At 55.2% G+C, this 26,022-nt stretch carries 26 protein-coding genes; 20 read left to right on the top strand and 6 right to left on the bottom strand.

What is annotated here, in order from left to right:
• Positions 1-3: 3 nt before the first annotated feature.
• Genes IEW52_RS02065 through IEW52_RS02055 form a run of 3 tightly spaced genes read left to right on the top strand, consistent with a single transcriptional unit; the run spans position 4 to position 6,708 of the window.
• The gene (locus IEW52_RS02065; protein WP_188628413.1) at positions 4-4,929 is read left to right on the top strand and encodes a DNA repair ATPase; all 4,926 of its coding nucleotides are present in this window, start codon (positions 4-6) and stop codon (positions 4,927-4,929) included.
• A complete protein-coding gene (locus IEW52_RS02060; RefSeq protein ID WP_188628412.1) occupies positions 4,926-5,636 on the top strand; it encodes a phospholipase D-like domain-containing protein in 711 nt (236 codons plus the stop codon). The genes IEW52_RS02065 and IEW52_RS02060 overlap by 4 nt, the downstream gene beginning before the upstream one ends.
• Positions 5,626-6,708, top strand: a complete 1,083-nt coding sequence (locus IEW52_RS02055; RefSeq protein WP_188628411.1) for a toxic anion resistance protein — start codon at positions 5,626-5,628, stop codon at positions 6,706-6,708. The genes IEW52_RS02060 and IEW52_RS02055 overlap by 11 nt, the downstream gene beginning before the upstream one ends.
• A 36-nt stretch (positions 6,709-6,744) precedes the next feature.
• Here IEW52_RS02055 and IEW52_RS02050 read toward each other — a convergent pair whose 3' ends face one another.
• The 5 genes from IEW52_RS02050 to IEW52_RS02030 form a co-directional block, all read right to left on the bottom strand.
• Positions 6,745-7,092, bottom strand: coding sequence for a YqaA family protein (locus IEW52_RS02050; RefSeq protein WP_373286209.1), 348 nt, complete (start codon positions 7,090-7,092; stop codon positions 6,745-6,747).
• Between the two features lie 83 nt (positions 7,093-7,175).
• Entirely contained in the window at positions 7,176-7,865 is a 690-nt protein-coding gene (locus tag IEW52_RS02045; protein ID WP_188628409.1) for a gamma-glutamyl-gamma-aminobutyrate hydrolase family protein, read from the bottom strand.
• Positions 7,853-8,821, bottom strand: coding sequence for an amidoligase family protein (locus tag IEW52_RS02040; RefSeq protein WP_188628408.1), 969 nt, complete (start codon positions 8,819-8,821; stop codon positions 7,853-7,855). The genes IEW52_RS02045 and IEW52_RS02040 overlap by 13 nt, the downstream gene beginning before the upstream one ends.
• Positions 8,822-8,836: 15 nt before the next feature.
• A complete protein-coding gene (locus tag IEW52_RS02035; protein ID WP_188628407.1) occupies positions 8,837-9,190 on the bottom strand; it encodes a DUF2956 domain-containing protein in 354 nt (117 codons plus the stop codon).
• A complete protein-coding gene (locus IEW52_RS02030) occupies positions 9,190-9,810 on the bottom strand; it encodes a molecular chaperone TorD family protein (RefSeq protein ID WP_188628406.1) in 621 nt (206 codons plus the stop codon). Before IEW52_RS02030 ends, IEW52_RS02035 begins: the two co-directional genes overlap by 1 nt.
• Before the next feature lie 273 nt (positions 9,811-10,083).
• Between IEW52_RS02030 and glyA the strand changes: the two genes are divergently transcribed.
• From glyA to IEW52_RS01965, 13 genes are all read left to right on the top strand, one after another.
• Positions 10,084-11,337 carry a serine hydroxymethyltransferase gene (gene glyA / locus IEW52_RS02025; RefSeq protein WP_188628405.1) on the top strand — a complete coding sequence of 418 codons (1,254 nt, stop codon included), beginning with the start codon at positions 10,084-10,086 and terminating at the stop codon, positions 11,335-11,337.
• A gap of 204 nt (positions 11,338-11,541) precedes the next feature.
• Complete coding sequence (gene nrdR / locus IEW52_RS02020; protein ID WP_188628404.1) at positions 11,542-11,991, top strand: transcriptional regulator NrdR; 450 nt, start codon at positions 11,542-11,544, stop codon at positions 11,989-11,991.
• Positions 11,992-13,155: a bifunctional diaminohydroxyphosphoribosylaminopyrimidine deaminase/5-amino-6-(5-phosphoribosylamino)uracil reductase RibD gene (gene ribD / locus IEW52_RS02015; protein WP_188628403.1), complete on the top strand. Its 1,164-nt coding sequence runs from the start codon at positions 11,992-11,994 to the stop codon at positions 13,153-13,155.
• On the top strand, positions 13,155-13,808 hold the full coding sequence (locus tag IEW52_RS02010) for a riboflavin synthase (protein ID WP_188628402.1): 654 nt from the start codon (positions 13,155-13,157) through the stop codon (positions 13,806-13,808). Before ribD ends, IEW52_RS02010 begins: the two co-directional genes overlap by 1 nt.
• A 25-nt stretch (positions 13,809-13,833) precedes the next feature.
• Positions 13,834-14,943 (top strand): bifunctional 3,4-dihydroxy-2-butanone-4-phosphate synthase/GTP cyclohydrolase II, encoded by a 1,110-nt coding sequence (gene ribBA / locus IEW52_RS02005; protein WP_188628401.1) that lies wholly within the window; start codon positions 13,834-13,836, stop codon positions 14,941-14,943.
• Positions 14,944-15,078: 135 nt separating this feature from the next.
• Entirely contained in the window at positions 15,079-17,082 is a 2,004-nt protein-coding gene (siaA, locus tag IEW52_RS02000) for a biofilm regulation protein phosphatase SiaA (RefSeq protein WP_188628400.1), read from the top strand.
• Positions 17,083-17,092: 10 nt separating this feature from the next.
• Complete coding sequence (gene siaB, locus IEW52_RS01995) at positions 17,093-17,635, top strand: biofilm regulation protein kinase SiaB (protein ID WP_188628399.1); 543 nt, start codon at positions 17,093-17,095, stop codon at positions 17,633-17,635.
• A 20-nt stretch (positions 17,636-17,655) separates the two neighbouring features.
• On the top strand, positions 17,656-18,036 hold the full coding sequence (gene siaC / locus IEW52_RS01990) for a biofilm regulation phosphoprotein SiaC (RefSeq protein ID WP_188628398.1): 381 nt from the start codon (positions 17,656-17,658) through the stop codon (positions 18,034-18,036).
• A 9-nt stretch (positions 18,037-18,045) separates the two neighbouring features.
• Positions 18,046-18,825, top strand: coding sequence for a biofilm regulation diguanylate cyclase SiaD (gene siaD, locus IEW52_RS01985; RefSeq protein WP_229667752.1), 780 nt, complete (start codon positions 18,046-18,048; stop codon positions 18,823-18,825).
• 51 nt (positions 18,826-18,876) lie between these two features.
• On the top strand, positions 18,877-19,434 hold the full coding sequence (locus tag IEW52_RS01980; protein ID WP_188628396.1) for a HutD/Ves family protein: 558 nt from the start codon (positions 18,877-18,879) through the stop codon (positions 19,432-19,434).
• A gap of 1 nt (position 19,435) precedes the next feature.
• Positions 19,436-20,110: an alpha/beta hydrolase gene (locus IEW52_RS01975; RefSeq protein WP_188628395.1), complete on the top strand. Its 675-nt coding sequence runs from the start codon at positions 19,436-19,438 to the stop codon at positions 20,108-20,110.
• Between the two features lie 40 nt (positions 20,111-20,150).
• The gene (locus tag IEW52_RS01970) at positions 20,151-20,498 is read left to right on the top strand and encodes a HopJ type III effector protein (protein ID WP_188628394.1); all 348 of its coding nucleotides are present in this window, start codon (positions 20,151-20,153) and stop codon (positions 20,496-20,498) included.
• A 13-nt stretch (positions 20,499-20,511) separates the two neighbouring features.
• Positions 20,512-21,423: a DUF808 domain-containing protein gene (locus IEW52_RS01965; protein ID WP_188628393.1), complete on the top strand. Its 912-nt coding sequence runs from the start codon at positions 20,512-20,514 to the stop codon at positions 21,421-21,423.
• Positions 21,424-21,809: 386 nt separating this feature from the next.
• Here IEW52_RS01965 and IEW52_RS01960 read toward each other — a convergent pair whose 3' ends face one another.
• Positions 21,810-22,712, bottom strand: a complete 903-nt coding sequence (locus IEW52_RS01960) for a DMT family transporter (protein ID WP_188628392.1) — start codon at positions 22,710-22,712, stop codon at positions 21,810-21,812.
• A 289-nt stretch (positions 22,713-23,001) separates the two neighbouring features.
• Between IEW52_RS01960 and IEW52_RS01955 the strand changes: the two genes are divergently transcribed.
• The 4 genes from IEW52_RS01955 (at position 23,002) to thiL (ending at position 26,001) form a co-directional block, all read left to right on the top strand.
• The gene (locus IEW52_RS01955) at positions 23,002-23,949 is read left to right on the top strand and encodes a mechanosensitive ion channel family protein (RefSeq protein ID WP_188628391.1); all 948 of its coding nucleotides are present in this window, start codon (positions 23,002-23,004) and stop codon (positions 23,947-23,949) included.
• Positions 23,950-24,096: 147 nt separating this feature from the next.
• Positions 24,097-24,564 (top strand): 6,7-dimethyl-8-ribityllumazine synthase, encoded by a 468-nt coding sequence (gene ribH / locus IEW52_RS01950; RefSeq protein ID WP_188628390.1) that lies wholly within the window; start codon positions 24,097-24,099, stop codon positions 24,562-24,564.
• Between the two features lie 13 nt (positions 24,565-24,577).
• Positions 24,578-24,988, top strand: coding sequence for a transcription antitermination factor NusB (gene nusB / locus IEW52_RS01945; protein WP_188628389.1), 411 nt, complete (start codon positions 24,578-24,580; stop codon positions 24,986-24,988).
• Positions 24,989-25,035: 47 nt separating this feature from the next.
• A complete protein-coding gene (gene thiL, locus IEW52_RS01940) occupies positions 25,036-26,001 on the top strand; it encodes a thiamine-phosphate kinase (protein ID WP_188628388.1) in 966 nt (321 codons plus the stop codon).
• Positions 26,002-26,022: the final 21 nt, after the last annotated feature.

Genomic DNA, 26,022 nt, shown 5'->3' with positions numbered 1-26,022 from the left:
ATCATGGAACAACATCAACTTAATGAGGCGGTGGCCGGCGAAGGATCCTACGAGATACTGCGCGCCCGCCTGGCCGAGCAAGGCAAGGCGCTGGCCGAAGATGCCGGCAGTTTTAATCAGGCTCGCCAACAGGCCTTTGGTGCCCGAGCCCAGGAGCTGCTGGGCAGGGTCAATGTACATACCGAACATCGTTGCCTGCCCATAGACATAGCGCAGATCAACGGCCTCTTGCTGTTTGGCTATCGTGTACAAGTGGGGCTTAAAGCCGTCCCGTCCGTGGAAGAAGTACTGGGATTATATCGACTGGTCGAACATGACGGTCAGTTTCGAGTAGAAGAGCTGCCACTGGCGGATACTTTTCTCGACGATGCCCGTTTTCGCCACTCCTTTAATGAACTGCTCACCTACTACAAAGATACGCGTTTGACCCAAATCAGCCGGCGCGGCAGCTGGTTGTATCTGGTGTTTCAAATTGGCTCGCGGCTGGAAGATCGCAAGGTCTATCGCTGGCAGCTGCACGCAGACGGTCGCGTCGAATATCTGGACGATCCGGGTCAAGCCCAGCTGGATGAAGCGCCCCAGCAGGATGTGCAATGGCAGTTGGCAGGGCGAGATCATCAGGTGCAGGGAGACAGACCACACCTGATGATCCTCGATCAGCTGTTTGTCGACTGTCTGGCAGGCAGCCTCAGTGTTCGTATTGAAAACAACACCCCCGACGGTCTGGAAATATTCAACGAGCCGGTGGAAGACGTCCACCAGACGCTGGCCGATACCGAAGTCCATTATGCCGAGGCGGCGGGGTTTATTCTGCTCAAGGTGCGGCCTAACCGTGAGAAAGACTACCGTTATCTGGCGTACAACCGACTGACCGAAAAAGTCGTGCGCGCCGATGCCATCGGGGCGAGCTGCAAGTTACTACCAGAAGATCACGGCCTGTTATTTGCCAACGGCTATCTGCTGGCCGATGGAGACGCTCGGCTATTTGACGAAGACTGGCGGCAGATGCGCTATTTCCATCGGGAACAGGCTCCCAATGGCGAAGATGTGCTGTTTATCTTTTTTGATCCCGTTCAAGGCGCCTACCTGCACTATAGCTACAACCTGATCGAGAAAAGCGTCAGTCCACCTAACTACAATCACGGCTACAGCCTTTATAACGATGGCCGCATGTTGATGTTTCGCCTCACTGATAACAGTGTGGCCAGCAAACTGCACCCGCTGCGCATCTGGCAAACGCCGTTCATGACCCTCGAAATTTACGAGGCTGACCAACACCAGCATCAACATCCTTTTTTCGCCAATATCGGCAATGCCGAACTGGTGCGTGGTATCGCCGAAATCAACAGTATCGTCTCCTATTGTCGTACCCAGGAGGTGACCCGTTCGCTGTATGAAATTCTGGTGACCTTTTGTGGACGCACGCTCGATAACTATCATTGGCTCGATGACGATGCAGCAGGCAAGTTGGGTGCTCAGGTGCGTGAAATCACCACCACCGCCGAACAAATCGTCGATGAGTTTGCCAAGGTACAGCTGTTGCGCCAGCAAACCGATAGCGCCATTGCCGAGTTGGCGCAGGAGCAGCAGACGTTGCTGGGCCGCATCAAACTGAGCCCGGATGACGATGCCGCGCAGCTTATTCAATTATTGGCCGGAATCAAAACCCAGCTGGGGCGGGTGATCAGTCTCAAGGGTGGCCGTTATGTGGATGAAGCACGTCTGTTGGAGCTGGAGCAACAGCTCGAACACGGCCGTGAGCAGCTTAATCAGCGACTGCTGGGGTTGTTACAGAAAGAGCAGGCGTATCAGCCTTTTCTCAAGGTCATTGATGAGCTGGAACGGGCTCTGCCCGAATGTACTACCACAGTCGAGCTGGATCGACTGCGTGAGCAGGCGGATGAAATCCATCAGTCTTTGGATCTGATCAACGAAGAAGTGGCCGAAATTGAAACTCAGGATGCGACCCAGGCGACCCGTATTCTCGATCTGACTACTGAAGTGGTGGCGCGGCTCAATGCCTGTCTGGCTCGATTGCGCCAGCGTCATCAGCAACTGCGTCAAGGCGAGGCAGAGGCCGAGTTTGAGGCTCAGCTCAAGTTGTTGACCCAGGCGGTCACGTCGGCACTGGGGCAGGCCGACAGTCCAGAAAGCTGCGACGAACAGCAGGCGCGACTGATGGGCATGATTGAAAAACTGGAAAGCCGTTTTGCCGAATTCGATCAGTTTCTGGCTGACATCTATCACAAACGTGACGAGATACAGTCCAGTCTGGAATCGCGCAAACAACAGTTGCTTGCGGCGCGACAAAAGCGGCTCGACAACCTGGCGCAGGCGGCAGAGATTACGCTGGCCAGCATCGACAAGCGAGTGCGACGTTTCGACCAGTTGGCGGAGCTTAACGGTTATTTTGCCGCCGATGCCATGGTGCACAAGCTGGCGCAGCTTGCCACTCAAATGGAGCAACTGGGCGGCAGCGTGCGTGCCGAAGCGGTACGCGGGCGCGTAAAGACCCTGAAAGAACAGGCAATGAGTACCCTGCGAGATAATCAGGATATCTTTGAGCAGGGGGGCAGCGTGCTCAAGCTGGGTCGACATCGGTTTGCGGTCAACACTCAAGAGCCGGCCCTGACCCTGGTGCAAAGGCAGCAGCAACTGGCGCTGCATCTTACCGGCACCGACTTTTACGAGCCGGTGGTGGATGCCGAGCTGGAAACCCTGAGCCGGTTTGGTGAGCTGACGCTACCCTCGGAAAGCCCGCAGCTTAGCCGCTCTGAATATCTGGCTTACTGCCTGTTGCAGCAAGTGGAGCGCCGACAAGAAGACCTCTCGCCCGAGGTGCTGGAAGCGGCGCTCAAAGAAGGCACATTGACCGGATTAGTACAGCGTTTTGCTGCCAGCCGTTATCGCGATGGTTATGTAAAGGGCATTCACGATCAAGACGCAGTGTGCCTGCTTACGGCGCTCTGGCCCTTGTATAGAGAGGCGGGATTATTACGCTTTGGCCAGCGCGCCCGCGCGACCGGGCTCTTGTGGTTATCTGCCCAGCCTAAGATCCAGCGCGAGCACTGGCGTCGCCGTGGTCAAGACGCCCTGCAATTACAACAACATCTTGGGCAGTCATCTTTGTATGAGCAATTACAGCAGCAGTTGGCGTTGTCGATACAGGAACTCGGGCTCGTTGCCGAGGCGATAGATACCCGGCAAACCGCCGACTATCTGTTGCGCCAACTCGCCATCGATGGCGATATCCTGATCAGCCGGGATGCGGATGAACTGGCCTCGGATTATCTGTCCTTTCGCCGCAGCTTAGGTTGGCAGGGTGATAGTTCAATCAGTGTCGAGAGCTGTGCCGAGCATCAACTGTGGCTGCAGGCATTTTGTGAACAGCAGCAAAGACCCGACAGCTTCGTGGTTGAAGCGGCGGCGCTGGCCTGCCTTAAAGAGCACAGCGAGCTGGTGTTGCGCCCGCTCGATTTCTCGTTGGCGGTACGCGTGCAAGGATTACTGGCCGACCATCCGAGGTTGGATGGGGGAGAGCTGATACTCAGCCTGGATGACTTTTTAACGCGGGGTGAATATCACCAACAACAGGTATTACCGGCCTTTGATGCCTTTCAGGCGAGGCGCTCGACTTTGCTCGAGCAAGCCAGAGACGAGTTGCGCCCCGATCAGTTTCAGGCGCGTCCGCTCAGTGGCTTCGTACGCAACAAACTGATCAGTGAGTCTTATCTGGGCTTGATCGGAGACAACTTTGCCAAGCAACTGGGGGCCATGGGAACGGCTCGTCGAACCGATCAAATGGGTCTGTTGATGTTGATATCGCCTCCCGGTTACGGCAAAACCACACTGGTGGAATACATAGCCGGCAAGCTGGGCATGGTGTTTATGAAAATCAACTGCCCGTCGCTGGGACACGAGGTGGTGTCGCTGGATCCGGCGGATGCGCCTAATGCCACCGCTGCCCGCGAGATAGAAAAGCTTAATCTGGGGCTGGAAATGGGCGCTAACGTGCTCTTGTATCTGGATGATATTCAGCATACGCACCCCGAGTTTTTGCAGAAATTTATCTCCCTGAGTGATGGCACGCGGCGCATCGATGGCGTCTGGCGCGGCCAACCCAAAACCTATGACATGAAAGGCAAGCGCTTTGCGCTGGTGATGGCGGGCAATCCCTATACCGAGTCGGGAGAAGTGTTTCGCCTGCCCGACATGTTGGCCAACCGCGCCGATATTTATAACCTGGGTGACATGCTGTCTGATCAGCGAGCGGCCTTTGAGTTGTCTTATGTGGAAAATGCCCTCTCGTCCAACCCGGTGCTGGCGCCGCTGGCCAGTCGCAATCTCAAGGACCTTTACTTGCTGGTGGCCATGGCGCGCGGCGAAGACATTGCACTCAGTGAGCTGGAATACAACTATTCCGCCCATGAAGCTCGCGAGATCACCGGCGTTCTCAGCCGGTTGTTGCAAGTGCAGCAGGTGGTGCTCAAGGTTAACCAGCAATATATCGCGTCCGCCGCCTCGGCCGACGATTACCGCACCGAGCCGCCGTTCAAGTTGCAGGGCTCTTATCGCAACATGAACAAGCTGGCGGAAAAAGTGATGGCGGTCATGACAGAGCAAGAGCTGCAACGCCTGCTTGACGATCACTATCTGGGCGAGGCGCAAACACTGACCCAGGGCACCGAAGAAAACCTGCTCAAGCTGGCCGAGCTGCGCGGGACTCTGACACCCGAGCAGGCCGACCGCTGGGCCGCCATTTGCGCCCGTTATCGCCAACAGCATCAGCCGGTCGACAAGGTGGGTGTGATCGCCGATGAAATGAAGGGCATTGGCAGCCACCTGCGCACCCTGGCCTGGTCCATGATGCAGGGCACTGATGATAAAGCCGCCCTCGTCGGCGCGGCGGATAAGGAGTCTATCGAATGACACAACAAGAGCTGGAAATGCAGCTGCGACTGACCCTGGCCGATGGCCGTCTTTCCAAGGAAGAGCGGCGAGATCTGGGGCTGCTGTTTGATGGTCTGGTCTCTCAGCCGGAGTTATTGTCCTTTGCCCGTAACAAAGCCTTTGAATTGGCGCGCGAACGCTCCAGAGACGGCCAGTTAAACACCGAGGTGGTTATCTGGCTGGAGCGGGTAATCCAGACGCTGGATCGTGCCCGCCTGCAGGTACAGCCAGTCACATCCGGGGCCTGGTTTTCACCGGGGCGCGATTGTCTAGAGGCCATTATCGGCTTGATTGAGCAGACCCGAACGCAACTGGATATTTGCGTATTTACCTTGTCCGACGATCGCCTTACCCAGGCGGTGCTGGCGGCCCACAACAAGGGGGTGGCGGTGCGGGTGCTGAGCGATCAGGACAAGGCCAACGACAGGGGCAGTGACGTGGATTATCTTAGTCGCAAGGGCGTCGAGGTCTTGCTCGATACCAGCCCCTATCACATGCACCACAAGTTCGCGCTGTTCGACCGACGCTGGCTGCTCAATGGCAGCTTTAACTGGACGCGCAGCGCCAGCCAGTACAACCAGGAAAACCTGTTGCTGACCGACAACGAGCCGCTGGTGTCAGCCTACGTGGGGGAGTTTAACCGCTTGTGGCAACTACACCATGAAGGAGTATTTCATGCCCAATGAACCCGTTTTGCAAACACAGGCTCTCGCCGAAACGCGGCCAGGGGATCTGCACACAGACGAACAACAGGCAGTTCAGAGCATTGCCGCCAGTCTTGATCCGCTCGATTCAGTGGCGACCATCACCTTTGGCAAGGAGGCGATGGAGCGCATTACCGCCTTTTCAGATCGGGTGCTGGATAATATTCGCAGTCGAGATACGGGCGAAGCCGGAGACATTCTGGATGCCATGATAGGCCAGATGAAAGGCTGTGAGTTGGACCGGATTCGCCCCGACAGCTTTCTCAGTCGCCTGCCGCTTATTGGCGAACTGTTTCAGACCTTTGGCAGCTTTATCAAGGGGTTTGATTCGGTAAAGGATCGTCTCGATGCCCTGGAGGGGCAGTTGCGTGCCCATGAGCACCAACTGACCACGGATATTGAGCGCCTCGATGGCTTGTATCAGGAAAATTTGCATCTACTGCAGCAACTGGATGTGTATATTGCCGCCGGCAAGCTTAAGCTGAACACCTTGCTTGAACAGCAGGTGCCCACCTTGCAGAGCAAGGCCGAGGCAAGCGGCGATCCGGTAGATGCACAGGCATTGCGTGATTTGCAACAGGCGCTGGGGCGCCTGGAAAAACGTCTGGCCAATCTGAGTGCGGTGCGCCTGGCGGCACTGCAAACCGCACCGCAAATCCGGCTGTCCCAAGAAGGCAACAAGATGTTGATGGAAGATATTCAGGATATCTGTCACAACACCATTCCGTTATGGAAACGGCAATTCTTGATTGCAATTTCCAACTATGAAAAAGAAAAGGCCTTGCAGGTGACGCGAGCCGTCAAAGACTATACCAATCAGCAATATGTACGTAATGCCCAGAAGCTGCAGCAGCTGGAGCAGGAGATTGCCGGTAATTACCAGCGCGGCATTCTGGATCTGGACTCCCTGAAAGAAGTGAACCGCATCACCATAGATACCCTCAACAGCACCCTGGAGCATTATCGTGACGGGCGTCGGCAACGGGCCGCGGCCGAGCTGGAAATTGCTCGCGCCGAAGAGGAACTCAAGCAGGCTTTACGCCAGACCTTTTAATCCCCAAGGGCCTTGTCGGCAACGACAGGGCCCTTTTTACAACAGCAGCGTATCCGCAAGCCAGATCACCACGGCGTAGCGGGCTGCCTTACCAATAAACACCAACAGCGTAAAAGGCAGCAGCTGTACCTTCATGATGCCGGCAATAAAGGTCAGGGCATCGCCGCCGATGGGCGCCCAGGACAACAACAAGCTCCAGACGCCAAAGCGCTGAAAGCCGGCCTGGGCTTTGACTAATTGTTTTTCCTTGATGGGGAACCAGCGCTTGTGGCGATAATGCAGCAGGTATTTGCCGAGCCACCAGTTGACGATGGCGCCCAGGGTATTGCCGATGCTTGCCAGCAACCACAACAACAGGGCGGCGTCGGGCTGGCGGGTGAGCACGGCAGCCAGCACCACTTCCGAGTAAAAGGGCGCTATGGTGGCCGCCAGCAGGCTGCTGGTAAAAACAATGAGGTAATCCAGCATCAGGGATAGAGTCGCTCGGGAGAGGTGGCTTTGGCCAGCGCCACTAAATGGCGAAAAATTTCCCGCTGACCAGCCAGATAAGGCAGGTATTCCGGATGCCACTGTACTCCCAGAATGGCGTGATCGCCCCGATATTCGATGGCCTGTACAAAGCCGTCCAGATCGCGTGCAGTCACCTCAAGCTGAGCGCCCAGTCGTTTGACCGCCTGATGATGCAGGCTGTTAATACGCCAGCGTGACTGGCCCATAATATGATGTAACCGCCCCTCGCCTGTGCCCAGGGCGGTTTTGCGTGGTAGCAGGGTGCGACGGTTGGAAGTGTGTTGGCGTTGGGGGCGAATATCGGCATGCAAGGATCCCCCGAGTACCACGTTGATCAGCTGGGCACCGCGGCAAATACCCAATAACGGCAGTTGGGTTTGCAGAGCGTGCTCAATCAGCTCTATTTCAAAGGCATCCCGCCTGGGATCGGCCGGGGCGCGGCCGGTGTCTTCGCCGTATAAGGCGGCATCTATGTCGTCGCCGCCGCCAATAATCAGCCCCTGCAGCTTGTCTCTCTTGTGGGGTCGAAAGCTGTTGGGGGTCAAGCGCAGCGCCCGCCCACCCGCCAGGCGAATGGCCAGACGGGTTGCCCACCAGGCCCAGGGCAGTCTGCTGTCGGGTCCGGTGACGCCAATTAGCGGAGCCATTGGATGACCTTGTATTTCCACGGGTTTAAGAAGTCCGGCGTGAGCTGGTCAAGATGCGCGGCGTAGTGCTGGCATACCTGGGCCAGCCGGTGTTCATCGTTGGCCAGGGACTCTACCTGCAGCCAGCCCCGCCAGGCATGATCCAGGGACCAGTTGGGGTTATCGATATCCGAGTTGGGCAGACGATAGTGCAGGGTGGGGCGTTTGTTGACCTTGTCGTCCTGTACCGCTCTTTGTACTTGCGCCTCATCGTGCCAGGCCAACAAGGGCAGCAAGTCGAGTGACCGGTTACGGCTGGGATTGGCCAATAGATAATCGGCACTAAAGGCGGGCAAGGCAGGCCAGTAATGCACGTCGATAACCCGGCGGCTGTACTCTTTGCCAAAGGCGCGAATATAGGGCGACACCTTGCGCGCAGCCACTATGTCTTCGTGCTCTTCCAGCCAGTCGTGCAGGCATAAATAAGCCTTGAAGTAGCGCAGCAGGGTATGACTATCGGTATCTGGCAGCTCGGGATTAAGGTGCAAACCAAAAGCGTAGTGCAGGGCATGGCGGGTCCCTTTGGCGCCGGCCAGCCTCAGACGTTCAAACAAGGGTGTTAGGCAGACCAGCTGCGATAAGGGCAGTGGCGGGCTGATCAGTTCGAGTGGTACCAGTTGAAAGGCCAGGGTGCCCAACAGCTCGGTGGCAGCCAATTCGAGTTCTCCGGGCGGTTGCTTGAGCTGTTCTCGCGCCAGCCGTTTCAGATAATCGAAGTCCAGCTCGGCGCGAAAGGTACCCAGAGGTGTTTCTATGTCTATTTCGTATTCCGACTGCGGTTGCAGAGTGCCGCCGAGTTGTTCGGCCACCAGCCCGGCCAACCGAGGCAGGGGCAGGCCGTTTAGCTCAAGCTCAACGCCAAGACGTCGTTCAACCCCTTCGGCAGTAAGGCAGTGTTCGGGTAAGCTAAGGGCCATGTGCACTCCTGTGGGTTATCCGGGTTGTTGTTGCCACCAGTAAACGGCAAAACCAATCCAGCTTGATACCAGCAACGCCCAGGGTAACCAGGATGTGCCAATCGCTTGGGGTGCTGGCGCCCACTCTTCCTGCTCGTCAGTCCGGGGGGGGGCCTGTTCGCGGCTGCGTTGTTTTTTCGCCTTGTCGGCGGCCCGAGCGCGGGCCTTTTGCTGCTTTTTATATTCGTCTATGCCCTTTTGAATACCCTGGGCAATCAGTCGTGTCTGTTCTTTGGTTTGCCCCGGTTTCTGGGTGGCCCTGGCCACGCGTTCAGCCTCTTCTTGAGTCTGGGGCGATGGGCTGGCTTTGCCGTGCTTGTGATGGGCCATTATTGCGCCACATTGTTCAGATAATGAATATCCATGCTGAACATGGCCAGTAATAGTTGCGCAGCGGCGGCGTAAAAGCCCAGGGAGTCCTGTTGCTGACAGGCAGCAACGAATGCGGGTAACCAGTTAAGCAGCAGTTGGTTGGCCAGCTCCCGTTGCTGGTCGAGCAGGGCAATACACTGTTGTTCGTCATTGGCAGCGGCGGCAGCCAGCGCCAGGGTGGCCATCATTTCCAGCTGATTACAGGCATTGAGAGGATCGTCATCCTGCAGTTGAGTGCCGTGTTGATGTAATAATATGCTCATCAAAAACAGCGACTCTTCATCCGGCGCAGCCAAAGCCGAGGTGTCCAGTAAAGAAGGTTCACCAAACAGCTGCTGATATTGCCCGCTCAGCTCGGCTTGTGGCTGCTTTAGCCGCAACACTTGATCGGCTTGCACCCGAAAGGCTTCGGTGGCTTCACGCAAGGGATCCAGGGTGGCCAGACTGCTTAGAAAGGCATGCATGTCATAGCCGCCAAACTCGTTAATGTCATCTTCGACCAGTGGAGCCGAAAACAGGGCGGTAAACCAGTGATAAAGTTCGGCTCGGCGTTGCGAGGTCACTGTGAAGTCTTGCATATACTCCTCAACGGGGTCGGGGCGCCAGATTTTCTGTAAATACAGGTTGGCTCAGCTAAAAGTTTCTATTCTATCGGCTTTGTCTGTCAGATCTACCCCGAATGTGAGTGAATAACTAGGGAATTAAATGTTGCTATATATTAAACTTTTTGTAAAATTTTCAACATAAAGATAAATAAGTGTTGTTAACTATGGGGTCGGGACTAGGCCGCACAGCCCCTAAAGGGTAAACTTGGCACTTCAGTGAACACCCCCATGAGTCAGGAGAGACGGATGTTAAAGCGTGACATGAATATCGCCGATTATGATCCCCAGCTGTGGCAGGCCATCGTTGATGAAACTCAACGTCAGGAAGAGCACATCGAGCTGATTGCTTCCGAAAACTACACCAGCCCACGCGTCATGCAGGCCCAGGGTTCCCAGTTGACCAATAAATATGCCGAAGGTTATCCGGGCAAGCGTTTCTATGGTGGCTGTGAGTACGTTGATATTGCCGAGCAGCTGGCGATTGACCGTGCCAAAGAGCTGTTTGGTGCAACCTATGCCAACGTGCAGCCGCACTCCGGCTCTCAGGCCAACTCAGCGGTATTTATGGCGCTGGTCAAGCCAGGCGACACCGTCATGGGCATGAACCTGGCTCATGGTGGTCACCTGACTCATGGCTCGCCTGCCAACTTCTCCGGCAAAATGTATAACATCATCCCTTACGGCATTAACGAAGCCGGCGTGATCGATTACGAAGAAATGGAGCGTTTGGCGGTTGAGCACAAGCCGAAGATGATCATCGGTGGTTTTTCCGCTTTCTCCGGTATCGTTGATTGGGCGCGTATGCGTGAAATCGCCGACAAGATAGGTGCCTGGTTCATGGTGGATATGGCTCACGTGGCCGGCCTGATTGCGGCGGGTCATTACCCAAGCCCCATCGAGCACGCTCATGTGGTGACCACCACTACCCATAAAACACTGGCCGGCCCACGCGGTGGTTTGATCCTGTCTGCCTCCAACAATGAAGATCTGGAGAAGAAGCTGAATTCGGCCGTCTTCCCGGGTGGTCAGGGTGGCCCTCTGATGCACGTGATTGCTGCTAAAGCCGTTGCGTTCAAAGAAGCCATGGAGCCAGAGTTCAAGGAATACCAGGGTCAGGTCGTGAAAAACGCCCAGGCCATGGCTGACGAGTTCCAGAAGCGCGGCTACAAGGTGGTGTCTGGTGGTACTCACAACCACTTGTTCCTGCTGGATCTGATCGACAAAGGCATTACCGGTAAAGAGGCCGACGCCGCCCTGGGTCGTGCTTTCATTACCGTGAACAAAAACGCCGTGCCTAACGATCCACGCTCGCCGTTTGTGACTTCCGGCATTCGTATTGGTACCCCTGCGGTAACGCGTCGTGGCTTTAAAGAAGCCGAAGTACGCCAGCTGGCCGGCTGGATTTGTGATGTGCTGAACGACATCAACGATGAAGCCGCCATTGCCAACGTGAAAGAGCAGGTACAGGATATCTGCCGTCGTCACCCAGTTTACGCCTAACACGTATCTGGATTAGGGACTAGGGATCGGGGACTTGCGTTCCCGGTCCCTTTTTTCATCCATCGTCCCCATTCCCCATTCCCATTTCCCTACTCATATCCACCCCGTTTTGCTGATAGCTTCATGCTTACAACTGTGTTTCATTCTGGCAATCTGTAGCCTGCTTATTTACACTAATGACCGAATTCAGCCCATGGAGGCGCTATGCACTGTCCCTTCTGTCAAGCAACCGAAACCAAGGTGATCGACTCCCGTTTGGTCGGTGAAGGTTTGCAGGTGCGCCGTCGGCGAGAATGCAATGCCTGCAAAGAGCGTTTTACCACCTTTGAAAGCGCCGAATTGGTCATGCCAAGAGTGATCAAGAACAACGGCATTCGCGAACCCTTTAACGAAGACAAACTGGAAGCGGGCATGCAACGGGCACTGGAAAAGCGTCCGGTCAGCATAGAAGCCATCGAGCAATCCGTTAGTCGCATCATGTCTCAGTTGCGTGCCACCGGCGAGCGAGAAATCAAGTCAGATCACATTGGCAACCTGGTGATGGAAGAGCTAAAGCTGCTCGACAAGGTGGCCTATATCCGCTTTGCCTCCGTGTACCGCTGCTTTGAAGACCTACGCCAATTTGGTGAAGAAATAGCCCGACTGGAGCAATAAGTGTTTAACTCCCAAGATGCACACTACATGGCCAGGGCGCTGGAGCTGGCCAAACGGGGCCGTTTTACCGTGAGTCCCAATCCCGCCGTGGGCTGCGTCATAGTGCGGCACGATAAAATAGTGGGCGAGGGTTATCACCGTCAGGCCGGTGGCCCGCACGCCGAAGTGTTTGCTCTGCGCCAGGCGGGTGCTGCCGCCAAGGGAGCCACCGCTTACGTTACGTTAGAGCCCTGTTCCCATTATGGTCGTACCCCGCCTTGTGCTCAGGCCTTGATCGATGCCGGCGTGTCGCGGGTGGTCGCCGCCAGTGTGGATGCCAACCCGCAGGTGTCGGGTCGTGGCCTGGCCATGCTGCGCGAGGCGGGTATTATGGCGGAAGCCGGGCTGATGGCGGCCGAGTCCGATGCCATTAACCGCGGTTTTATGCACCGTATGCGTACCGGTCTGCCGTTTGTTACCGTCAAGCTGGCATCCAGCCTGGACGGCCGTACTGCACTGGCCAATGGCCAGAGCAAATGGATCACCGGCTCTGCGGCGCGGCGTGATGTGCAACGCCACCGGGCCTTGAGTTGTGCCATTTTGTCGGGTGCCGATACGGTACTGGTCGACAACGCCAGCCTCAATGTGCGCTGGGCCGAGCTGCCCGAGTCGGTGCAGGCCAGTTACGACGAGGTTCGGACCGCTGATAATGCCGGTGAGCTAGCTAGCCTTCAGGTAAGCCAACCGTTACGTCAGCCATTGCGGGTGATTATCGACACTCGTAACCGACTGACTCCTCATCTTGCCTTATTCAGCGTGCCCGGCCCTATCTTGTTGCTGCGTGGTCAGGTGACGGGCGGCTTCAATGCCAATGTTGAAGAATGCGTACTGCCGTGCACCCCTCTCGGCCAGCTGGACTTGCCCGAGCTGATGGCCGAGCTGGGCCGTCGCCAGATTAATCATCTGTGGGTAGAGGCGGGGGCCCGGTTAGGAGGCGCCTTGCTGGAGGCGACACTGATCGACGAGCTGGTGCTCTATCAGGCGCCCAAACTGATGGGCAGCACTGCCCGTGGCTTATTCGATATTCCCGAGCGGGTTGCCATGAGTCAGATCACCCGGCTGGAGTGGCAAGACTGTCGGCAGGTAGGTGAAGATATTAAATTAACCGCAAGGGTAAAAAACTGATGTTTACCGGTATTGTAGAAGCCACCGGCGTATTGGCCGAGTTGCGCCGCCAGGGCAAGGAGTCGGTTATTCGCATTCACTGCCCACAGCTGGACTTGTCCGATGTGAAGCTGGGTGATTCGATTGCCACCAATGGTGTCTGCCTCACAGTAACCGAGCTGGGCCGCGATTATTATTGTGCTCATGTTTCCGGCGAAACCATAGAACGCACCGGCTTTGCCAACTATGCCAAAGGGCAAAAAGTGAATCTGGAGAAGGCGCTGCTGGCCACTGGTCGACTGGGGGGACACATGGTGTCCGGTCATGTTGATGATGTGGGTACGATCAGCCAGCGCACCCTTAGGGGGCAGAGCATTGAGCTGTGGGTTGAGGCTCCGGCCCATCTGGCGCGTTATATTGCCGAAAAGGGCTCTATCACGGTGGATGGCATCAGTCTGACGGTCAACGAGGTAGTGGCGTCGCGTTTCAAGCTGACGCTGGTACCCCATACCTTGCAGGAAACCACCCTGAACGACTGGCGGCCCGGCCGGCTGGTCAACCTCGAGGTGGATATTATTGCTCGCTACCTGGAACGTCTGCTCAATGCGGATGCCACGCCTGCGTCAGCCGGGATTACGCTGTCGGCGCTGGCTACCAGTGGTTTTATAAAGTAGTCGTTAGATATTAAGGGAGAATTCCATGGCTTTAAGCAGTACCCAAGAGATCATCGACGATATCCGTCAGGGCAAGATGGTTATTTTGATGGACGATGAAGATCGCGAAAACGAAGGCGATTTGATCATGGCCTCCCATCATGTGCGCCCGGAAGACATCAACTTCATGGCGAAATATGGCCGAGGCCTGATTTGCCTGACCCTGACCGAAGCCCGCTGCCGCCAGCTGGATATTCCGCAGATGGTCAGCCGTAATACCGAGCAGTTTTCCACGGCCTTTACCGTGTCTATTGAAGCGGCCGAAGGCGTGACCACCGGCATTTCTGCTGCCGACCGTGCCCGTACCGTTCAGGCCGCGGTGGCGCCCGATGCCAAACCGGCCGACCTGGTGCAGCCCGGGCATATTTTTCCGCTGAAAGCCCAGAACGGTGGCGTCTTGACCCGTGCCGGGCATACCGAAGCCGGTTGTGATTTGGCGCGCCTTGCGGGCCTGGAGCCTTCGTCGGTCATCGTCGAGATCCTCAATGAAGACGGCACCATGGCTCGTCGGCCCGATCTGGAAGTATTTGCCAAAGAGCACGGTATCAAGCTGGGTACCATTGCCGATTTGATTGAATATCGTAATCAGAACGAAACCACCATAGAGCAGGTTGCCCGTTGTAATCTGCCCACCGAATACGGTGATTTCGAGCTGGTCACCTTCAGAGACACCATCGACAATCAGGTGCACTTTGCACTGAAAAAAGGCGACATCAAGCAGGATGAGCCGGCTCTGGTGCGAGTGCATATTCACGATATGTTTACCGATGTATTGATGACAGACCGTCATTCATCTCGTACCTGGCCCTTGGGCAAGTCGATGCAACGCATTGCCGAGGAAGGCGGTGTGCTGGTGATCCTGGGCCGAGAAGAAACGCCGGACCATTTGTTGTCGCTGGTGCGCCAGTTTGAAGCCGAGGACCGTGGCGAACGATCCGCCGCCGCCAAGTGGCAGGGCACGTCGCGCCGCGTGGGAGTGGGCTCGCAAATTCTGCAGGCCATGGGCGTGGGTAAAATGAAGCTGTTAAGCTCCCCCAAACGCTACCATGCCTTGTCGGGTTTCGGCCTTGAAGTCGTGGAATACATTACCGATTGATGAACATTGACCGTTGTTTTAAAGAAAAGCCCACTTTATGTGGGCTTTTTTATGAGTGCCGATTGAGTTTTCAAAGACAAGCGTGAACAATGGCAGCCTCGACTTAATTACATGATGACAAGGGCAAGGACGCCAATGGCTATTTGGGGAAAAGGACTGCGCGCCAAGGCAATGTGGGCACTCTTCGTGGCCTGTTTGCTGGTATTTATTCCGGCGGTGGGAATTGGCTGGCAGATAATGTCCGGGGTGCAAGACCATTTTGGCAGCGCCTTTGCCCGAAACTTTACCCAATTGAACAGACAGAATATTCTGGTGCCCCTGTCTCGGGATCTCGCTCTGGCCCAGCGCTTTGCCGACTCCATCTTGATGAAGCAATGGCTGAGCAATGAAGGTGATGAACAAGATAAAGCCCTGCTGTTTCGTGAAAGCGAAGGCTATATCAAGGATTTCAGTAGCCATTCCTTTTTTATTACCAGCGCGCAGTCAGGCGCCTATTATTACCGTGAAGCCAACACGGCATTCGACGGCCAACCCGAATATGTTCTTGTGGCCAGCAACCCCGATGACAGCTGGTTTTACAATGTGCTGGCCAAGGGTGACCAGGTTAATATCAACGTTAATCTTGATACCCGGCTGGAAACGACGCGGGTCTGGTTAAATATTCTGGTTGAAGACCAGGGTAAAGTACTGGGGCTGGCGGGAACGGGGATCGATCTCACCGAGTTTATCAATGAGTTTATTGCGACCGATGAAGTGGGCGTCACCCCCATGATCATCGATGAGCAGGGGGCGTTTCAGGCCCATCCCGATAAAGACAGTATTGCCATCGGCTCCGCGACCGGGGCCGAGGTGCAACGCCGTACCTTATTGGCGCAATTACCCCAGGCGCAACAGCCGCAGTTGCGAACGCTGATGGCACAGGCTAAATCCAATCCCGGCCAGGTAGGCATCGACAGTTTTACCCTGGCCGAGAAGCGCCAGTTGGTGGCCATGAGCTTTATTCCCGAGCTGGGCTGGTATGTGGTGACGGCCATTGATCTCGATGCGGCCCAGGTGCTGGAATCCGGTTGGCTCATGACCTCTCTGTTGGCGTTGGTCATCATCTTTGTCCTCTTGCTGCTGGCCCTGGCTTATGCGGTAGAGCGATTGATCCTGTCACCGCTGCGACGACTGCAAAGCTCGGCCAGTGCCATTGCCGATGGAGATTATAAAACGTCGTTACCGCCATCCCAGGGCGACGAAATTGGCGACTTGAGCACGGCATTTGGTGTAATGGCAAACAAGGTGCAGACCCATACCCGGGAACTGGAGCACAAGGTACGCAGTCGTACTTCTGAGCTGGAAGAAGCCAACAACAAGATGCGCAAGGCCCATCAACAGATTAATGACTCCATTGATTACGCCAGCTTGATACAAAAAGCGATTTTACCCGATCAACAGTTAAGGCAAACCCTGGGTGAACAGCACTTTGTCTTGTGGCATCCTCGCGATGTAGTAGGCGGAGACTTTTATGTGTTTCATCCCGCAGAGCAGGGCCGTTATCTGGTTGGGGTGGTGGATTGTGCCGGGCACGGCGTGGCCGGAGCGTTAATGACCATGCTGGCCCGTGCCGCACTGGATCATGCCATTCATGATAGTGGCATTACCTCGCCGGCCGGCATACTGCAGCAGACCGACCTTATCTTGCGTGGCATGATGCAAGATTGCGAGCTGCCTCGTGGACTCGCCACCAACATGGATGTTGGCCTGGTCAGTGTGATGCCGGATCTTCAACAGCTGGTGTTTGCCGGAGCCAAGATGTCACTCTATCACAGCGATGGTGATCAGGTGATGGAGGTTAAGGGTCATCGTCGTCCGTTGCTCGACCGTCGCCAGGTGCAATTTAGCGATACACGGCTGGCCCTGCAGCCGGAGCATATTTATTATTTGGCCACCGACGGCTATCTGGATCAGGCGGGGGGTGAAAAAGGGTTTGGCTTGGGTAATAGTCGTTTTTGTGATTTATTGAAACAACAAACTGGCTTGCCTTTGAGTGAACAGGCTCAGGCGCTCAAGCAGGCACTGGAAGATTACCGGGGTGACTATCCTCAGCGGGATGATATTACCCTGCTGGCGTTTAAAGTGGACTCATACAAATAAGGACGTTGCTATGCTATCCATAGATTTATTGTCGATACGAGAACAGTTTAATAATAATCACATACTATTGTGTTTTAACGGTCCTATTTCTCGCAGTCTGATAGAAGAAATAGGGAATGCGTTAAAGAACTATTTGCAGGCCGATAATGCCTTGCCCCATGCGGCACAAGATGTTTTTGGCGTATACATAGAGCTGACCCAGAATATTCGTCATTATGCCAACCGCATGCAATACAGTGACTCCGAAGGCTCGGCGACCGTGGTGGTGGCGCGTAATACCGAAGGCAATTACCTGGTGCTGGCGGGCAATCAGGTAGAGCTGGACGATGGTCAGGCGGTGTGTCAGCGTATTGAGCAGCTGGCCGAAATGGACAAGGTTGAACTGAAAAAAGCGTACAAAACACAGCTACGCCAGCCTCGAGGTGAAGATACCGCCAGTGGTGCCGGACTGGGCCTGCTGGATGTTGCCCGAAAAAGCGCACAGCCGATGGTTGCCAAATTGGTGGATACCGGCTCCGGCCGTGGTTTTTTAAGTTTGTTGGCAGTGATATGAATATGGGACCAGAAATAGACATGAAATCATTAACGATGGCAGGCAGCCATTCTACCCCGACCATTCAATGCGATCCTGCCCGGGGCCTGATGAGCATGCAGGGCGACTCTTATCCGGAAAACTCGTTTGAGTTTTTTGATGAGGTTATCCACTGGGTCGAGCAGTTTTTGCAACAGTCCACCTTGCCACTGCAACTTGAACTACGTCTGATTTACATGAATACCAGCAGCGTCAAGGCCATGATGGATATTTTTGACTTGCTGGAGGCCGCCTACGAGCAAGGGCGTGCGGTGAGTGTACGCTGGTATTACGATCCGGAAAACGAACGGGTAGTGGAGCTGGCTGAAGAGTTTAAAGAAGATTGCACCTTTCCTTTCTATATAAAGCCCCATGATGAATAGAGCCGCATGATGAAACCATGGACTGATGCCGATCTGGAACGCTTGCTGACAAACCCCGAACATCAGGATAATCCCCTGTTGCCGGCCCTGGAGTGGCTGCAGCAGCGAGAACAGGCGCAACGCAAACAGCTTGAAAAGCTGCTGCGTATTGCCGATTGCAGCGATGGTATCGCACGCTCCCAGACCCATGAACTGCTGGAGCAATACGACAAGCAGTTACGCCGATTGGAAAAAATCACCCGTATTTCCGATCGCTATCAGCATAGCCTGATGGAACTGAACGAACAGCTCAAGCAGGCGGCACAGCAGGACCCCTTGACCAAACTGGCGAACCGTCGACTGTTGATGGCCCGGCTGGGAGAAGAAGTGGAGCGATGTCGCCGTGGCGCAAGCCCCTTTACTCTGGTCATGCTGGATGCCGATCATTTCAAACGAATCAACGATGATTTCGGCCACGAGATGGGGGATAGGGCCTTATGCATGATGGCCGAGACCATAGTGCAGCAACTGCGAGGCTACGATTTGTGCGCGCGCTGGGGAGGAGAAGAGTTTTTGCTGCTATTGCCGCAAACCGAACTGGAGCAGGCCTGTCATATTGTTGAGCGTGTCATGGCTGCGGTGCGTGGGGTGCGCCTGGAGAAAGAGGAACAACTCAGGCTCAGTATCAGTGCGGGACTGGCTATGTATCAGCCTGATGAAAACGTCGATCTCACCATCAATCGTGCCGATGCTGCGCTTATTCAGGCCAAAAAGAATGGCCGGGATCAGCTACAGATAGCTCGTACTTAGCCAGTCCAACACCACTTTTGTTTATTACCCTGGAATCGGAGCAAAATATCGATGGCAACACGACTGGGAGCGAATGACTTTATCGACATGCCCTGGAAAAATGGCGGCGGCGTTACCCGAGAGCTGTATCGGCTGCCCGGTGTACCTGGCAGTGATTTTGGCCTGCGAGTGTCTATGGCCCGAGTGGGGCAAAGTGGTCCTTTTTCTTTTTTCCCCAATGTCGACCGTATCTTGATGCTGGTAGAGGGGGCCGGTTTCAAGCTGGATCTGAACGGCCAGCTGAAAACACTGGATACGCCCTTCGTTCCGCTGGCCTTTTGTGGAGAAGAATCGGTTGACTGTACATTACTGGGCGGGGAATGCCTGGACTTCAATGTGATGAGCGATCGGCGCTGGGGCCGGGCCGAGTTACAGGTACATGAGCTGGCACCGTGGCAGATTTATCATTGTTACGGCGAGACGCCCAGGCTGCTGTATCGTCATGCAAGGGGGCAGAGTGCCGAGCCCGAGTTATGGATACTGGCCGCCGATGAACTTCTGGAGTTGACTGCCGACGAGCAGGGCGCGACGCTGGTGGATATCACCCTTTATCCTTTGCACGGAGCCTGAGATGAGTACACTGAATGTGATTGTGAAAGACACCGCCCCAACTCCGGATGCCTGTGTGATCTGGCTGCACGGTCTGGGGGCCGATGGCCATGATTTTGAGCCGATCGTTCCCGAGCTGAACTTGCCGCAAGGCAGCGCCATTCGCTTTATTTTTCCCCATGCGCCACAAATACCGGTGACCATTAATGGCGGGCATCGCATGCCGGCCTGGTACGATATTCTGGCCATGAATCTGGATCGTGAAGTGGACGAACGCCAGCTGCGTGCTTCGGCCCGAGCGATACAAGCGCTGGTTGAGCAGCAAATTGCAGCCGGTATCGATAGCCGGCGCATTGTGCTGGCCGGGTTTTCTCAGGGGGGCGCGGTTGCCTACGAGGCGGCCTTGAGCTGTGACAAGCCGTTGGGCGGGCTGATGGCCATGTCGACCTATCTGGCCACCGGCGATACCCTGCAGCGTCATGCGGCCAATTCCGAGCTGCCCATACTGGTGATGCACGGTACACGTGATACGGTGGTGCCAGCAGTGTTGGGTGAGCGCGCCTGTCAGCAACTGCAGTTATGGGGTTTCACCCCCGAGTTTCATGATTACTCGATGGAGCACAGCGTGTGCGGCCCTCAAATAGCCGATATCGCCCGCTTTTTGTGCCAGTGCCTGGCGTTGAAGCAAACGGCATAAGCGCAGGTCGCCGGTATTACATCAAAGTTAAGGAATATCAATGACCGAACATGAGTTGATTACGGCGCTGCAACAGCAGCCGGAGCAGATGGAATTTTCCGAGGTGATGGCGGTGATTGATGCCTGCTATGACTTTACTCCCACCGCCTTTGACAACGGTGAGCTGCACAATGAAGCCGGGAAAAACAATGGCTCGTGCAAGATTTTTGCCTTTGCCCAACTGCACGAGTTGAACCAGGAGCAGGCGCTCACCTGTTTTGGTCAACATTATCAAAATGTGTTGGCTAACCCGACTGGACAAGATCATCAAAATATCCGTAACTTCATCAAACACGGCTGGGCCGGTATTCACTATGAGCAACAGCCGTTAACCCCTAAACACCGCTAATAAGGACGCCACTATGGCCGGAGCCAGTCTGCTGACCCTGATCGACGATATTGCGACCTTGCTTGACGATATTTCACTGATGACCAAGGTAGCGGCCAAAAAAACCGCCGGTGTGCTGGGGGATGATTTGGCTCTGAATGCCCAGCAGGTATCGGGCGTACGAGCTGAACGAGAGTTACCGGTAGTATGGGCGGTCGCAAAAGGCTCTTTGCGTAACAAGGTGATACTGGTGCCGGCCGCCTTGGTGATCAGTGCCTTTGCGCCTTGGGCCATAGTGCCGTTATTGATGCTGGGCGGGGCGTTTCTGTGCTACGAGGGGGTAGAAAAGCTGGTGCATTCTTTTATGCACCAAGAGGGCGAAGATAAGCCTCACTTGGCCGATCTTGCCCCCTCGGTTGACCGTGTGGCGTTTGAGCAAGACAAGATCAAGGGCGCCATTCGTACCGATTTTATTTTGTCGGCCGAAATTATCGTGATTACCCTGGGCACGGTGGCGGGGGCTGGCTTTGGTCAGCAAGTGACGGTACTGGCAGGCATTGCTTTGCTGATGACGGTAGGCGTGTACGGTCTGGTGGCGGGCATCGTCAAGCTCGATGATCTGGGGCTGTATCTCAGTCAGAAAACCGGTGTACTGAAAAAAGCCGGAGAGGTATTGCTGGCGGCCTGCCCTTATTTAATGAAGGGCTTGTCGGTGGTGGGCACTGCCGCCATGTTTCTGGTGGGGGGCGGCATTCTGGTACATGGTTTGCCCGTCATCGAGCAGGTGATTCACCACTGGGCAGAGCTGAGTCAGGGCCTGCCCGGGGTAGGAGGCACGCTGCTCTGGCTGACCCCTCTGTTATTGAACGCCGTTATCGGCATATTCGCCGGCATGGTGGTGCTGTTGCTGATAAAAGCGCTCAGCCTGTTCAAGCACAGCGCTTAAAGCGTTGTTGGGGCTTTATGCCTGTCTCTTAGTTACAAGTCGCTAGCCAGTGAATTCATGTCCAGAGGCGACTGGGTACCCTCCTCCGACACGCTAAACCGCATCCCTGCGACGCTCAGCACATGACGTCCTGTCATGTGATGGTCGGCTGAGGCTATCCCAGCTGCCTCTTCTTAGCCCCTGAGCTGTCGGTCAGTCACATTAACAGGCAGCTCCGTTGTCAATGGGAAGGCAGAGGGTGTCTGCTCAACCGACCATCCGCGCCAGGGATGGTCAGTTGAGCCTACAGGGACCGTATTCACGGCGAGTCGGAGGAGTAGCGCCCTCTGCCTGACAAACCACACTAATATCAACAAATAGTTGTGATTAAGAGACAGGCTGGCGGGTTATCGTTTATTGGCGGCCTGTAATGCTCGGCGGCTGCGATACCAGTCCAGCAGGTTACGGCTGCGATAGCTGAGCAGGGCCAGCAGGATCAACAGGCAGCCAAATATCTTCTGTATCGGCATGGGCTCGTGATACCAGAATACGCTGATCAGCACCGTCCAGATGGGTTCCAGCATCATAATCAGGGCCGCGTTGGCAACATGGCTGTATTTTTGCCCCATGCTTTGAAAGACAAACCGTAACGAGGTGGCCAGCAAGACGCTGGCGGCAAACCAGCCCCAGGTAACCGGGAGAATTTGTTCGGGCCACTGCTCAAACAAGCCGGAATACAGCAGGTGCATGATGCCGGTAACGGCCAGCTGAATGCAGGTGAGCGCCATGGGGTGAACGCGCCTGGCAAAGCGGCTGTTTAAATTGAAATACAGCGCCAGCGAGAGCGACGCCAGCAAAAACAGCAGTTGGCTGAGTGACAAGCTCAGGCCATTACCCATGGTCAGAAAAAACAACCCCAATACGGCAATTGGCAGCGCCAGCCAAAACTGGCGTTGTGGCCGCTCTTTGAATATCAGCCAGGCCAGCGGCGGTACCATCAACATGGCCAGACTCATAATAAAAGCCCCCTCGCCAATCCCTTCACTGTGAGAAATGGCCTGGATCCAGAAAATCAGATTCAGGGTCATCACCAGACCAATGGCGGCGGCCTTGAGCAAGAGTATGGGCGCAGTGCTGCGTAAATGCCGATAGCAAAAAGGCAGCAGCAAGAGGGCGGCCAGCAAGAAACGCCAACCGACAAACCCGGCAGGGGGAAGGCCGCCAAGGGCTTCTTTAGAGAATAACCAGCCGGCAGAAGCCAATAAAGTTGCCGTTAAAATAAACACGTCGCCACGCCGCTCTGGCAGCATAAATAAACCTCGCCCTGCATGTGATAAAAGTGTTGTGCTGTAAAAGAGAAAAATGCTCCTCTAGAAGTCTGCATTCTACCGCAGAGGTGGACGCTTTATTCTGCCATTGCTTCACTTTATGTTATTTCATCCAGTTTGCACGCGCAGCCGCTTGCGACTGTGAGGTGACCGGTGTTTTAAGGCGGAAAAGGCGTTAATAAAAATGGCAAAGCAGGCGTCTGTTACATAAGCTTTTAGGGTTAGTTTGACGCCATTCGCTTCACGTATGGCGGCCGCTCAGGAGGATAATATGGCAGACAATTCCGCAACGGCGTCGGCAAACGAGAGCAGTGCCAATCAGGATGTTCCGCAGCAGGTCGATCTGGATTTTGGCGTAGCCATAGAACGCATCGACAGCTGGCTGGATGGCGGTATACGCTTGCTGCCCAATTTGCTGGTTGCCCTGGTCCTGTTACTTGTTTTCTATGGGCTCGCCCTGTTGGTGCGACGGCTTATTCTACGCCAGACCCATACCCGGGGCAGGGATAATCTGGGTGAGGTGTTGGGTGGCTTGGTTAAATGGACCGTTATTTTATTCGGCTTTTTGCTGGCCGCCACCATAGTGATCCCCAGTCTGAAACCCGGTGATCTGATTGCCGGCCTGGGCGTTAGCTCGGTGGCCATTGGTTTCGCCTTCAAGGATATCCTGCAAAACTGGCTGGCGGGGCTGCTTATTCTGTTGCGCCAGCCTTTCAATATTAACGACCAAATAGAGGTCAACGGTCACGAAGGCACGGTACAGCGCATTGAAACCCGCGCTACCATCATTAAAACCTATGATGGTCAGCGCATCGTGATCCCGAACAGCGATATTTATACCAATGCGGTCAGGGTGTTTACTGCTCATGATTACAGGCGCAGCCAATACGACGTGGGCATTGGTTATGACGATGATATAGACAAGGCGTGCGAGCTGCTAAAGGCCGCCGTTGCCAAGGTGGCCCAGGTGGAAGGCGCTCCCGAAGTGCAGGCGTTGCCATGGGATCTGGCGGCCAGCTGGGTCACGATCAGGGTACGCTGGTGGACCCATAGCCGTCGGGCTGATGTGACGCGAGTGCATGCCGAGGTGATTCGTATCATCAAGCTGACGCTGGACGACGCCGGCATAGAAATGCCGAGTGAAAATCTGGTGTGCTTTTTACGGGAGCAAACCGAAGTGGAAGACGCTGATGACGAAACTCCCGCATCGCGACATTAGCCTGCCGCCCTTTTTTTGCCGAACCTCTTCAGGGGGGGGCGTAAGGCGTAAAGCGTCAGGCGCGAGACCTAAGTTCGCAATCTAATGACTTTTGTCACCCTCAGGTTGTGCTAGAATGTGCGCACTTTTGTCCAAACAGGGATTCCCATGAAGGTAATCGAAGGGCTGATGGCCACTCCCGAGGCCAAGGTAGCGATCGTTGTTGCTCGCTTCAATAGTTTTATCAACGACAGCCTGGTAGGCGGTGCACTGGATGTGCTCAAGCGTCAGGGCCAGGTAAAAGACGATAACATTACGCTGGTAAAAGTGCCTGGCGCCATTGAAATGCCCTTGGTGTGTAAAAAACTCGCCAAAAGCGGCAAGTATGACGCCATCGTTGCCCTGGGCTGCGTTATCCGCGGCGGTACTTATCATTTTGACCTGGTTGCCAATGAAAACAGCAAAGGCATGGCCAGTGTAATGATGGAGTTTGAAATGCCGATTGCCTTCGGGGTATTGACCACCGAAAACATAGAACAAGCCATAGAGCGTGCTGGCACCAAGGCGGGTAACAAGGGCGCAGAAGCCGCCCTCAGCGCACTTGAAATGATTAATGTCCTGCAGCAGCTGGACTAAGAGGAGTATTGAATTGAAACCGTCCGAACGCCGCAAGGCCCGCCGTCTCGCTACCCAGGCCATTTACCAATGGCAAATGACCAAGGATAACGTGGCCGATATTGCTCAGCAATTTGCACTGGAACAGGACACCAAAGGGGTGGATCTGGATTATTTCCGCGACCTGCTGTTTGGGGTGTCGGTGCATGCCAACGAACTGGATGCGGTCTATTCATCCTATCTTTCACGTCCGCTGGCCGATTTGGATATGGTTGACAAGGCAATACTGCGTTTAGCCAGCTATGAGCTGACTCGGCGTGAAGATGTGCCTTATCGTGTAGTGATTAACGAGGCCATTGAACTGGCCAAAGCGTTCGCTGCCGAAGAAAGTCATCGTTTTGTAAACGGTGTACTGGATAAAGTCATCAAGCAGTTGAAAAAATAACAATAAGCACGGGAAAAAAGCCAGCGGTTGCTGGCTTTTCATTTTTTATGAATGAATTCGATATAATAAAACACTACTTCACCGTGGCCAGTCATCGTAAAGATGTTGTCATGGGGCCGGGCGACGACTGTGCCTTGCTGCAAGTTCCGCCCAATACCCTGTTGGCCGTCAGCACGGACACCCTGGTTAGCGGCGTACACTTTTTTGCCGACATGGACCCCACTGCGTTAGGTCACAAGGCCCTGGCGGTAAACCTGTCCGATCTGGCTGCCATGGGAGCCGACCCTTGCTGGGTGTCACTGGCGCTTACCCTGCCAGAGGTGGATGAAGAGTGGATCAAGCAGTTTTGTGCCGGTTTTTTCGAGCTGGCGGAATACTACAATGTGGCGCTGGTGGGGGGCGACATGACCAAGGGTCCGCTGTCGATTACCGTCTCGGTAAAAGGGACCTTGCCCGAGGGTAAAGGTCTGAAGCGCAGCGGTGCCCAGGTTGGCGACGGTATTTATGTCACCGGCACCCTGGGTGATGCCGCTCTGGGCTTGCAGAAGGTACTGGGTAATATTACCGTGCCCGAGGCGCATAAAGCCTTTGTACGCAACAAGTTCGAGCATCCGCACCCACGTATTCTGGCGGGGCAGGCGTTACGAGATATCGCCACCAGTGCGCTGGATTTGTCCGACGGCCTGATGGGCGACCTGGCACACATCACCCGAGCGTCGGGCATGCGGGCGCAAATCGAGCTGGAACAGATCCCCTTGAGCGCGGCCATGCAGGATTCGGTCTCCAAAGAGCAGGGCTGGGAGTTGGCGCTGACCGGAGGGGATGACTACGAGTTATGCTTTACCGTACCGGAATTGCATCGTGGTCAGCTGGAGATGGCCCTGGCGCACTGTGGGGTTAAATTTACCCGTATCGGGCGTATGTTTACCGGAATTCCCGATGTAGAGCTATTGCTCGAAGGGCACCCTTACCAGTTGCAAAGCCAAAGTTGGGATCACTTTCGCCAGCCGTGAAGGGGCTGGGTAAAGAGTGAA

It is taken from the genome of Oceanisphaera marina (assembly GCF_014643915.1).
In the GTDB taxonomy this organism is placed as follows: domain Bacteria; phylum Pseudomonadota; class Gammaproteobacteria; order Enterobacterales; family Aeromonadaceae; genus Oceanimonas; species Oceanimonas marina.
The sequence above is the reverse complement of the archived record's forward strand: the minus strand, read 5'-3'. Positions and strand labels throughout refer to the sequence as shown.

Coding starts and splice junctions, on each gene's coding strand:
- glyA (WP_188628405.1), top strand. CDS start 10,084: ATGTTAAAGCGTGACATGAATATCGCCGATTATGATCCCCAGCTGTGG.
- IEW52_RS01980 (WP_188628396.1), top strand. CDS start 18,877: ATGGCAACACGACTGGGAGCGAATGACTTTATCGACATGCCCTGGAAA.
- siaB (WP_188628399.1), top strand. CDS start 17,093: ATGCTATCCATAGATTTATTGTCGATACGAGAACAGTTTAATAATAAT.
- siaA (WP_188628400.1), top strand. CDS start 15,079: ATGGCTATTTGGGGAAAAGGACTGCGCGCCAAGGCAATGTGGGCACTC.
- siaC (WP_188628398.1), top strand. CDS start 17,656: ATGAAATCATTAACGATGGCAGGCAGCCATTCTACCCCGACCATTCAA.
- IEW52_RS02035 (WP_188628407.1), bottom strand. CDS start 9,190: ATGGCCCATCACAAGCACGGCAAAGCCAGCCCATCGCCCCAGACTCAA.
- ribBA (WP_188628401.1), top strand. CDS start 13,834: ATGGCTTTAAGCAGTACCCAAGAGATCATCGACGATATCCGTCAGGGC.
- IEW52_RS02040 (WP_188628408.1), bottom strand. CDS start 8,821: ATGGCCCTTAGCTTACCCGAACACTGCCTTACTGCCGAAGGGGTTGAA.
- IEW52_RS02055 (WP_188628411.1), top strand. CDS start 5,626: ATGCCCAATGAACCCGTTTTGCAAACACAGGCTCTCGCCGAAACGCGG.
- IEW52_RS02060 (WP_188628412.1), top strand. CDS start 4,926: ATGACACAACAAGAGCTGGAAATGCAGCTGCGACTGACCCTGGCCGAT.
- IEW52_RS01970 (WP_188628394.1), top strand. CDS start 20,151: ATGACCGAACATGAGTTGATTACGGCGCTGCAACAGCAGCCGGAGCAG.
- IEW52_RS01960 (WP_188628392.1), bottom strand. CDS start 22,712: ATGCTGCCAGAGCGGCGTGGCGACGTGTTTATTTTAACGGCAACTTTA.
- IEW52_RS02030 (WP_188628406.1), bottom strand. CDS start 9,810: ATGCAAGACTTCACAGTGACCTCGCAACGCCGAGCCGAACTTTATCAC.
- ribH (WP_188628390.1), top strand. CDS start 24,097: ATGAAGGTAATCGAAGGGCTGATGGCCACTCCCGAGGCCAAGGTAGCG.
- IEW52_RS01965 (WP_188628393.1), top strand. CDS start 20,512: ATGGCCGGAGCCAGTCTGCTGACCCTGATCGACGATATTGCGACCTTG.
- IEW52_RS02045 (WP_188628409.1), bottom strand. CDS start 7,865: ATGGCTCCGCTAATTGGCGTCACCGGACCCGACAGCAGACTGCCCTGG.
- IEW52_RS02010 (WP_188628402.1), top strand. CDS start 13,155: ATGTTTACCGGTATTGTAGAAGCCACCGGCGTATTGGCCGAGTTGCGC.
- IEW52_RS01975 (WP_188628395.1), top strand. CDS start 19,436: ATGAGTACACTGAATGTGATTGTGAAAGACACCGCCCCAACTCCGGAT.
- siaD (WP_229667752.1), top strand. CDS start 18,046: ATGAAACCATGGACTGATGCCGATCTGGAACGCTTGCTGACAAACCCC.
- IEW52_RS02065 (WP_188628413.1), top strand. CDS start 4: ATGGAACAACATCAACTTAATGAGGCGGTGGCCGGCGAAGGATCCTAC.
- thiL (WP_188628388.1), top strand. CDS start 25,036: ATGAATGAATTCGATATAATAAAACACTACTTCACCGTGGCCAGTCAT.
- IEW52_RS01955 (WP_188628391.1), top strand. CDS start 23,002: ATGGCAGACAATTCCGCAACGGCGTCGGCAAACGAGAGCAGTGCCAAT.
- nrdR (WP_188628404.1), top strand. CDS start 11,542: ATGCACTGTCCCTTCTGTCAAGCAACCGAAACCAAGGTGATCGACTCC.